The 9,968-nt window shown below is 65.4% G+C and carries 6 protein-coding genes and 3 pseudogenes; 3 read left to right on the forward strand and 6 right to left on the reverse strand.

Features of this window, described 5'->3' with window-relative positions; genetic code table 11:
• Positions 1-440: 440 nt before the first annotated feature.
• Positions 441-1,355, forward strand: a complete 915-nt coding sequence (locus AC6CKD_RS37645) for a hypothetical protein (RefSeq protein ID WP_498333897.1) — start codon at positions 441-443, stop codon at positions 1,353-1,355.
• A 174-nt stretch (positions 1,356-1,529) separates the two neighbouring features.
• On the opposite strand, the gene AC6CKD_RS37650 is transcribed toward AC6CKD_RS37645, so the two are convergent.
• Positions 1,530-1,919: an ankyrin repeat domain-containing protein gene (locus tag AC6CKD_RS37650; RefSeq protein WP_498333899.1), complete on the reverse strand. Its 390-nt coding sequence runs from the start codon at positions 1,917-1,919 to the stop codon at positions 1,530-1,532.
• 361 nt (positions 1,920-2,280) lie between these two features.
• Between AC6CKD_RS37650 and AC6CKD_RS37655 the strand changes: the two genes are divergently transcribed.
• Together AC6CKD_RS37655 and AC6CKD_RS37660 are read left to right on the forward strand one after the other, a co-directional pair.
• On the forward strand, positions 2,281-2,739 hold the full coding sequence (locus tag AC6CKD_RS37655) for a hypothetical protein (protein WP_498333901.1): 459 nt from the start codon (positions 2,281-2,283) through the stop codon (positions 2,737-2,739).
• A gap of 430 nt (positions 2,740-3,169) precedes the next feature.
• A pseudogene (locus AC6CKD_RS37660) lies at positions 3,170-3,676 on the forward strand (IS3 family transposase); the annotation flags it as partial.
• A 20-nt stretch (positions 3,677-3,696) separates the two neighbouring features.
• On the opposite strand, the gene AC6CKD_RS37665 reads toward AC6CKD_RS37660, so the two are convergent.
• From AC6CKD_RS37665 to AC6CKD_RS37685, 5 genes and pseudogenes are all read right to left on the reverse strand, one after another.
• Positions 3,697-4,131: a transposase family protein gene (locus AC6CKD_RS37665; RefSeq protein ID WP_498333906.1), complete on the reverse strand. Its 435-nt coding sequence runs from the start codon at positions 4,129-4,131 to the stop codon at positions 3,697-3,699.
• 162 nt (positions 4,132-4,293) lie between these two features.
• Positions 4,294-4,632: pseudogene (locus AC6CKD_RS37670) on the reverse strand (ATP-binding protein); the annotation flags it as partial.
• Positions 4,544-5,097, reverse strand: a pseudogene (locus AC6CKD_RS37675) (IS5 family transposase); the annotation flags it as partial. The pseudogenes AC6CKD_RS37675 and AC6CKD_RS37670, both read right to left, overlap by 89 nt.
• Before the next feature lie 442 nt (positions 5,098-5,539).
• Positions 5,540-5,800, reverse strand: a complete 261-nt coding sequence (locus AC6CKD_RS37680; protein WP_498333903.1) for a YrhB domain-containing protein — start codon at positions 5,798-5,800, stop codon at positions 5,540-5,542.
• Positions 5,800-9,968 (reverse strand): toxin glutamine deamidase domain-containing protein (locus AC6CKD_RS37685; protein ID WP_498333904.1); only part of this gene is annotated, 4,169 nt, incomplete at its 5' end. The genes AC6CKD_RS37685 and AC6CKD_RS37680, both read right to left, overlap by 1 nt.

A 9,968-nucleotide genomic window follows, 5' to 3' on the forward strand; every position in this document is an offset into this window, starting at 1 on the left:
GGGCCCTTCGGGCCCAGCTCTCCGCTTCGCTCCGAAGCCATGGCCGGCCTTCGGCCGGGGTCCTTCGCTTCGCTCCGGACTGGCTCTGGTTCCGCTGCGCTCCACCAGAGCAGAGCCTGCTGCGCAGGCTCAAGACCTCCCGCGCAGCGCGGGAGGTGACCCCGTTTCACGGGGTCCGGGCCTGCGGCCCGTTGGGGTGTCCGCTGCGCTCCCACCCCGGGCCCTTCCGGCTTCGCCTCCAGGACCAGCCCGCTGCGCGGGCGGCTGGCTGGCTGGCTGTAGAACAAGGGCTGGTGTTTCTGTCGTCATCCGGCGTACGGGCACGGACACGTGTAGCGGCCCGGGCCTTGCGGAACTCCCGAGGCCAAGCACTGCTGACTCGCCGGGTAACGTTGCGCTCTTCGGGTGCCGTCGGGACCCGGAGTCCCTGAGGTGAACCGATGCCCATTGACGAACTGCCCATCATATGGAGCCTCTCCCCCGAGGACGCCCGAGCTGGATGGCGAGCCCTGTGGTGGAGCGTCGGACCGGACAGTGAGCTCGCAGTGATCCTGGTCCAAGAACGAAACCTGCACCGTTCCCCGTACATCAAGGGCTGGATCGGCTGGCGTGTACCGGCCCCCTGTGACGGCGTGCTGGTAGTGGTCGCCGACGGCGTAGAGCACCACACAACCGTGACGGGCATAAACGAGTCAACCAGTCATCTGGCTCTCCTCTCCTGGTCCCGGTTCCTGCTGGCCTCGGGCCGTACCCGCCACGGCAAGGACGGAACATGGGAGAACAACGCCGTCGTGTACTCCCCTGGCGGCTACCCCATGAACCACATCTGCCTCGGCGACAACATCGACTACGTCATCACCGACCGTGACGGTGGCATTTGGACCGCTCACGGCGACGAAGGCATATACGGCCACCACCCCGCATCCCGCGCCGGCCTCGCCCGCTGGAACACCGACGGCAACCACACCTGGACTCCGCAACACCTGCCAGTACTGCCTCTTGGCGGCAACGCAGCCGCCACAGAAGGAACACTGGCCTGGCATGCCTGGTACAGCCCCGAAGGCGCCTTCCTCACCCGGGTCAACCCCACCACCGGAGAAGCCAGCAGCTGGACCAACCCGGTCAGGGACACCGACGGCATCACGGTCCGGGGCAACCGAATGATCCTCACCCACCGTTTCCACAACCGACCCGGCGTCGAACTGAACCACGCGGAACTCATCGACGATGCCTGGGTCATCACCGCACAGGAAAAACTGACCCTGCCCGATCCCATGGGCAGGCGCTGCACCCAAGGCTGCGACGGGGCCCTCTGGCTCCGCGGCGGCGACACCTGGGTACGAATCTCAGCCTGAACCCTTCGAGCCGGAATCCTACGCTTCGCTCCGGACTAGCTCCGGGTTCCGCTGCGCTCCCCCGGAGCGGGGCGGCTTCGCCGCCCCAAGGACTCCCGTGCTGCGCGCGGGAGGTGACCCTGTTTCACGGGGTAGGGCCCTACGGCCCGTTGGGTGTCCGCTTCGCTCCCACCATCAGTCCTTCCGGCTCCGCCTCCAGGACCACAGTCCGCTCCGCGGGCGGCCAGCAGGAGCCGTGAGGGTTGCTGTGTACCGATCCAGGAGCCTGACTGCCATGTCGTGGTTGTAGGAGATCGCCAGCTCGCGCGGAGTCTCACCGTCAGGTGTTGCGGTGGGGTCGGCTCCATAGGCAAGGAGGATCGCAGTGAGCGCCGAGTCCAGCGGCCCGCCGGACTGGAGTGCCCCGTCCCCTTCCGCATCGATCGCGTGGAGCAGGAGTGTCATCCCGCAGCAGACCTCCTCCGGGTCCACGCCCGCGTCGAGGAGGCGGGTCAGCTCGGCAGGGTCACCCGACTCGACCGCCTGATGCGCAGGAGTCCACGGGTTCTCAAGAAACTCGGTCACTCAGACTCCCACCTGTACGGCCTGCGCTCCACTGCTCGCCGAGTGGTCAGCACGCGCCCGCCGCCCGAGCTCCGGCTCGCCCTCAAGTACTCCGACGGCCTCGTCCAGCGACGGTCTCCGCGTCACCCCCACCCCCTCTCGCCCTCTGCCGGGGCCAGCGTACGCAACCAGCGAACCTTTCCAATCACAGCATCAGGTAGGAATCTGGACCGCATTCCATGGCTGCTTCATTTTCTAGCCTGGATAAAAACATGAACTGGGCATCCATGGCGCTACGGTAGACCAGACAGTCGCAAGAACGCCATCACTTGTCACCATCAAAACCGCAGCGACCTGTCCCACTGAGGTAGCGTCCCGGCACATGGTGGCCGACGACAACGAACAGCGAGAAGAGCACAAGGCGGACGGGACTGCCGAGAAGGCTGCTGCCGGCGTACAACTCGTGGAGAACCTCGTCGCTCAGGTATCCGGGTTCGAGGACACCTACGAGAGCCACGTCTTCAACGAGAACAGCGTGCTCCCGCACGTGTTCTTCTGGGACGTCGTGCAGGACACCGTGCGCTCCTACCTCGCGGAGGGCGACGCGGACGGTCCCGACTGGCGCCGGGTCCTCGCATTCCTGGAGGAGGAGACGCGCCGTCGCGTCCCCGGGGCCATCGAGGTCATCGTGACGTCGTTCCTCTACGACCTCCCCTACCAAGGGGAACCCGGGTACGGGATCGAGGAGCATCTCGGGCCCACCATGAAGGAGAGGTACCTGCAGCTTCGCCCCTGGTACGGGGCAGAGGGCCCTGACCTGACAGGGAAACCGGCGGCGTAGACGTCTGTTGTGGCCGCTCCGCTGCAGATTCGCCGGCTCTCAGCGCAGGTGGCGAAGCGCCCGTAGTCCGGCGGCAGCCACCCCTTCTTCCGCCTCTCGATAGTCTTCCGCGTGTGAGGCGGCGGGTACGGACAGCCCTGCATCAGATCAGGTTCATCCCTGACCCACGCAACCCCGTAATGGGCGCTACACACAGGCCAGATCGTCGTCGGCGTCTCCAGCGCAGCTTGGGACGCGGCGGCTGAGGCGGGCGCAGCCTACAGTCCTCACGCCACAACCGCGGCCCGGCCTCAAGTAGCGCTGCCGGGTGTGGAGACGGCAAGTAGTGCGGCGCGCGCGGCATCACAGAGTTCGTCGTCCTCCGGGACAGAACGCCAGGTCCCGTGCCTGACAGGCCTCTCGTCAGTGTCCAGAAAAGCTCTCAGGGCCCAAGTACGTCGGAGACATCACCTACCTGCCCATCGACGGCGGGAAGTTCTGCTACCTGGCGACCGTCATCGACCTCGCCTCGCGCCGTCTGGCCGGCTGGGCGATCGCCGACCACATGCGCGCGGACCTCGTCACCGACGCCCTGGCCGCAGCGATCCGCACGCGCGGCAGCCTCGCCGGATCGATCATGCACACCGACCACGGAGCCCAGTACACGAGCAGGGCATTCGCCGAAGCTTGCAGGTCAGCAGGGGTCCGTCGAAGCATGAGCGCGGTCGGGTCCAGCGCGGACAACGCACTCGCCGAGTCCTTCAACGCGACCTTCAAACGCGAAACCCTGCAGGGACGAAAGAGCTGGCCAGACGAGTGCGAGGCCCGACTCGACGCCTTCCGATGGCTCCACCGCTACAACACCCGACGCCGACACTCCCGCCTCGGACAACGATCACCCATCGCCTTCGAAAACGCCCTCCACCTCACACCAACTACGCTGGCACCAGCCGCATAACCCGTGTTCAGGATTCGGGGTCAAGGCCCCTGGGGCGTGACCAGTGGCGGAAGTGGCACCCGCATCAGCTGGGACAGGAGTGCAACGCGGGAAAGCTTGATGTTCAAGATCCGAAGCATCCGAGACCCGCCCCGGCCGGCCAGGACCACGCCGACGTCCTCGACCAGGGACTGCAGTCGTGGTGTCCGTCGCTGGTAACGCGCGGTCAGGCCCGGAACTTGCTCGGCGAAGGTCACCTTCGGGCAGGTCGTGTTCTCGCAGTACAAGCGGCGTACGGACAGGTCGACGCGCAGAGGACGGCCGGCGAGCGTGAGGTCGGCGAGGCGCCGTGCGTAACGGCTGTGGCACCACTCGCTGAGCTGGCCGCATCCCGTGCATCCCGCCGGTTCACCGGATCTCGTGCGGGCACGGACCGCCACCACAGCATCGGAAACCTCAACCGAGACCACCTGCACATCAGACAACTGCGGTAGCAGGCTGATCAGTTCAACAGAGCACAATCACAGGCTGCCCGTCGTACGGACCCGCCGACCATGGCACCGAGATGATCTCCGCCTACGAAAATCTTGCCAGGCCGTCAGGGTGCTCCACCAAGTACAGAGGTATGTGCACCAGTCTTAGGCCGCGTTGTCCCGGTCTCGCTCGATGGCGGCGAGCCGGTTTTTGAGTCGGTAGCTGGGTCCGTTGATGGAGACCACGTCGCAGTGGTGGAGGAGGCGGTCGAGGATGGCCGTGGCCAGGACCTCGTCGCCGAACACCTGTCCCCATTCACTGAAGGTCTTGTTCGAGGTCAGGATGATCGAGCCCTTTTCGTAGCGCTTGGAGATCACCTGAAAGACCAGGTTGGCCTCAGCGCGTTCGAGGGGCTGGTAGCCGACCTCGTCGACCACGAGAACAGCCGGCCGCAGGTAGCTGCCGAGTTTGCTGGTCAGGCGCCCGGCGGCCTCGGCTGTCGTGCAGGTTCGCGCCCGAGATTCCGACGGACAGGGGCAGACCGGTCCGCTCGGAGATCAAGTGGATCTTCGACCCAAACTTGCCCCTGTCGACAGGATTCGGACCCCTCAGGTCCCCCTTTTCAGGGCCCGCAAATTCACCGAGTCGATCGCACAGCGCGACCAGTCCAGCTTGCCGCGAGCGCCGAGTTCGTCGAGGACCAGGCGGTGGAGCTTCGCCCACACACGGGCCTTGCTCCACTCGGAGAAGCGCCGGTGAGCTGTCGCCCCGGACGGCCCGAACGACGCGGTCGGCAACTGCTGCCACGCGCAGCCCGACGTGGCCACGAACATGATCGCGGCGAGCACTTCCCGGTCACCATGCCGGCGCCGAGCAGCGCCCTGCGGCCGCGACGGCGCCTCCGGAACCACCCGCTGGAACAACACCCACAACTCATCGGGCACCAGCCGCTCAACAATCCCCACCACGACCGACAGCCTACCCAATCCGCCAAATGAGATGACGTCTTAGCCCGGCCTCCGAACAGGGCCGCTTCCTGATCGGGCCGTAAGCCAAGCGCGCCACGCAACCAGCCGCTCGTGCAAATCCACGGACGCCAGCGCGGTGCTTGAATGCGATCGCGTCGATCATCTGGCGATGGTTGCACCACCGATTGAGAGTGACCCGTCCGACAGCGACGGCTCGATCCACGCCCACGCGCGCGCCTCAAGGCACAGAGCTCGCCGCGCAAATGCTATTCCTAATACGACGGAAGCCCCGCCGAGTGTTCCGGCGGGGCCTCTTGCAGCGCCAGCGATGGCGGCCTACCGCGGTGTGCTTCGTGATGCACACCGCGGCAGGCGCAGGGCATATTCTGATCTCAGCGCGTTCCCTGCAGGCGCCATTCGCGCTTCAAGCCAGAGCCGGGCGTTATCGCCAGAACTCGCGATCTTCCAGGAGGGCGAAGCTCGCCTGCCCAGTCGAGAAGTCTACCAGAATCGGCCAGCAATCCAGCAGCTGATCTCTGGAGTCCATGGTTTGCATGAAGCGAACGGAGTTGTAAGGGGCAATGAGGATCCCATTCTTGACCCTTGCCCAGTCCCAGTTAATTGCGAGTTCCGGCTCGCCAGCAACACGGCTCGCTTGAAGGAAATCTTCAGCAATGCCACGGGCTGCATCTTCTGACAGCATCAGTTTGTCCTCAGCAACTTATACGACGTCCAACCGGGTGCGTGACTGGCGCTTCCCGTCTGGCCATCCAGGAAGACTACGCGACCGCGGTGGTTGATTACATTGAACACGTGGCCTCCACTCTTGTCCGACCCGTACACTATACCTCGGGCGCCGTGCCCAGCTTTCTCTATATCCGTCACGATATTGGAGAAACTTCTGCTGCGGAATTTCTTGCCGTAGAGGTTTTCTACCGGCCAAAGATCCCCGCGGGGCAGGTCGCGTATGGCGTTGGAGCTGGATCCATTACTGAGGAGGTTGTCAACGGAAATGACGCACCCTCTACAATTGGTCTTTCCGTCTCCCGGGTTTATGAGGGCCTTGAGGCCATTATTCGGAGTGTAAAATTTGCCTCCAAGGATCGTGCTACGGGCAGCGCCGTAGGTGGATACTCCTGCTGCACCCCCTCCAACTATTTCGGCGGCGACTTCCGCACATCCTGCTGGGTTGGCAAGGCATACCGCAGTTATTTCCGCTCCCACGGCAAGCGCCACGGGAGCCACGACCACGGCGAGGGAGACTGCTGATGCACCGTAGATCACCGCGCAGCTAAACCGGCCGTCGCATCCGCGGAAGATGGGTTTTTGAGTTACTGATGTGCCGGCTACATAATGTTTTTTAGGTTCTGACCAGCCACAGTTAATGCCCGTGGAGTAGTTGCAAACTGTGGATTCCGTATTTCTTGGAGGAGGACTGGTTCCCTTGCCGGGTCCGTCGTAGTAGCCGCCGTCTTGCTTGATGTTGCCGTCGGGGGTCCATGCGGTGTCGGGGATGCAGTGTCCGTTGCCGGCGTCCTCGCACAGGCCGGTGGGGTCGGACTTGGTGATTGGGCTTTGGCCGGCGTAGCCGTAGCCGTTGAGGGACTGGGTGAGGTCCAAGCTGAGGATCGGGTCGACGCTGATGAACTGGCCGGTGGCCGGGTCGTAGTCGCGGGCTCCGATGTGGGTGAAGCCGGTCGTGGTGTCGGTGTCTCCGGCGACGAATCCCTTCTGCCCGGGCCAGAAGAAGGGGGTCGCGCCGCGCTGGGCGCCGTAGGGGAGCGATTTCCGACGGTTGTAGGCGAGGGTGGCGGCGCTGATGGAGAGAGTGTTGGTGCCGTGGTGGTCGGCGACGAGGAGGCGGACGCGTCCGTCGCTGCTGGAGCGGATAGCCGAGCCGTCGGGGACGGTGTAGTAGCGGTTGCCGGTGACCGTATTGGTGGCCTTGGTCAGGATGAGTTCCTGGCCGCCAGGAAGGTAGATCGTCGTCGTGGCCGGCTCACGCTTGAGGAGCCGGGTGCCCCCCGTGTCGTAGAGGAACGAGGTCGTGGCACCGGAGACCGTGGACGTGGCGAGCTTGCCCTCGTCGTTCCACGTCAGGGTCTGCGCGGCGGCAGCCGCGGTGTCCTTGCTGGTGAGATTTCCAGTCGTGTCGTAGGCGAAGGTGTCGGTCCCGGTGGTACCGCCGGTAGTGGTGACCTTCAGCAGTTCATGCCCCGCCGTGGTGCCGGTCGGATAGGTGTGCGTGCGCAGGGTGTCTGCGGTGACGGGGCCAGCCTTGTGCTGCTTCTCCGTCGCCCGCTGGCCGGTGTCGGTGAAGGTCCAGCTGGTCCAGTACGGGTCGACAGTGCCCAGGTTGGGGGTACCGGTGCCGTTGACCGGCTTGGTGGTGCAGTCGTCCCCGGAGGTCCAGGCCTCGGTCAGTCGGCGCGCCCAGTCGTAGGTGAAGCACTGGTCGTCGTCGATCGCGGCATTGTCCTGCTTGTCGGTGATCCGGGTGATGTTGCCGGCCGGGTCGTAGGTGTAGGTGATGTCGGAAAGGGAGCTGGGAGTGTCGTCGCGGTCGGTGGCCGACTTCAGAACCCGGCGGGTCAGTGAGTCGTAGGTGACCGTGTTAGTGACCAGGGTTCCGAGGTTGCCGAGCTGGGCTTGGGCCAGCTCACCGAAGACGGTGTAAGAGGCGCCGCGAAGGTAGGCATGGTCCAGGGAGCTGTCGACAATCGCCAGCTGGTCCTGCTTGCCGTAGTGGTGCGTGAGGGTCTCGGCCGGCAGGGCCGTAGTGGCCTTGCTGTTGCTGGTGCTGTAGGTGGTGGTGGCGTGAAGCCCGCTGACCGGAGTCGCGGTCTCAGCCACGGTGTAGGTGCCGGCGAGTTCCTCTTCGCCCGCGACCGTGGGCACGGTGACCTTGGTGCCGGTCGGCTGTCCGCTGGTGTTGTAGCCGATGATCGTGCTGGTGTAGGCGGCGGTGCCGTCGTAGCGGGTGGTGCTTGCGGGCATGCCCTTGCCGCCGGTGGCGGTGTCGTAGGTCCATTGGGCGAGCTTGGTGCCGGTGACGGTGCCCTTGTGCAGGCTGGTCTTGCGGCCGAGCTCGTCGTAGGTGGTTGCGAGGGTGATGCCGCGCGCGTCGGTGACGGTCTGGGGACGGCCGTCGGTTCCGTAGACCGTGGTGCTCTTGCCCTTGTCTGGGTCGGTGGCCTCGGTCTGGCGTCCTAGCAGGTCGTGGACGTAGGTCCAGGTGTTGCGCCCGGAGTTGTCGGTGACCTTGGCAAGCTTGCCGGCGCGGTCGTAGGCGTAGGTGTGCTTCTCGTACAGGGTGGCCGCATCCCCGATGCCGGGAGTGCGGTCCTTGTAATCGCGTCGCTCAGTTACGCGGCCGCGGGCGTCGGTTACGGCCAGGGTCGCAGTTCCGCCCTGGGGCGGGACGACGGCCTGCCAGTCAGGGCCGTAGGTGGTGGTGGTGCGCCACTTCTCGGTGTTCAGGGACAGCTGGACGGATGCGGTGACGCGGCTGCGGTTGTCGTAGATGGCTTCTGTGGCGCTGGGGATCTGGTTGTCGAGGGTGACGAGCAGCGTCGTGCTGGCCGTTTTGTCGTTGTAGTAGGGGGCGTTGGTCCGCTGGACGCGCCCGTAGCTGTCGTAGTAGGTGTCGGTGATGGTCCGCCCGGTGATACCGATGGCGTCGGTCTGCGTCTGGCGGGGGCGCATCAGGGAGTCGTAGAGCGTGATTGAGGTGCCCCAGAGGCCGTCCTCGTAGAGCTCCTTCGTGGTGACGGCCGAGGGCGCGGTGGCTGACAGCTTGTAGGTGTGGGTGACGTTGGGCTGCTCGCTGGTGGGGCGGCCGACGGACCAGCCCTTGACAAGGCGGCCCAGCGAGTCGTACTGCGAGGTCGTGGTGCGGCTGTTCGCGTCGCTAGTCGTGAGGACCAGACCCCGCAGACCGTCGAAGGTGCTAGAGGACGTGTGTCCCTTGGGGTCGGTGACGGTGATGCTGGTCGGCTGCGCGCCAGTGGCCGGGGTGTAGGCCGTGGTGGTGGCCTCGTCGTCCTGGCCCTTGGCGGTCAGGACCCGGCCGTACTGGTCGTGCGTGCCCTGGCTCTGGATTTCCCAGACGAGCTGGCTGTTCGCGTCCACCTTGGACGCCTGCTCGGTCTTGGTGACATTGACGAGACCTGGCTTGGGGGCCGTGCCCACGGTCTGGCCGTCGTAGGACATCCGGCTGGCGCCGGTCACAGCCGCTGCCGAGACGGCTTTGAGGCATGGTTCGGCGGTCGTGGAGGTGACTTGGCGCGGGTAGGCGATCAGCCAGTTCGCCGTGTCAGGGGTGACGTACTCGGTGACCTTGCACGTGGCCTCGGTGGTGTTCGCCCCGTCGTTGCCTTCGGTCAGGAGCAGACCGTATGGCCCGTAGGTCCGGCTGGTGGTGGAGGCCTGCCAGGTTCCGTCGGTCAGGAGTTTGCTGGCGACGGTTGTGGTGGTTCCGGAGTACCGGGCGACCTTGGAGGGCAGCGTCGGTCCGGGTGTGTCCGGGGTCTTGGGGTCGGTGATGCCCACGACGCTTTGAGTGGCGTTGTCGGGCGATACCCATGGGGTGTGGGTGGTCTTTTCCACCACGGGGCCGGCTTCGCCGTCGAGGGTGCGGCTCTCGGAGACCTTGCCGGCGAAATCACGCCGGTCGGTGACACCGTTGATGGTCGCGCCCGTGCCCAGGTAGTAGTCGTTCTCGGTTCTGAGCCGGTTGGGTGCGGTGCCGGTCAGGGTGCGGACGGTGCGGTAGCCGCGGAAGTCGTTCCAGGTACGGTCCTTGTTGAGGGTGAACTCGCTCTCGTCGCGCGCCCAGCTCGGGGTGCCGACGTAAACGTACTTGGTCATCT

It is taken from the genome of Streptomyces sp. GQ60 (genome assembly GCF_059758875.1).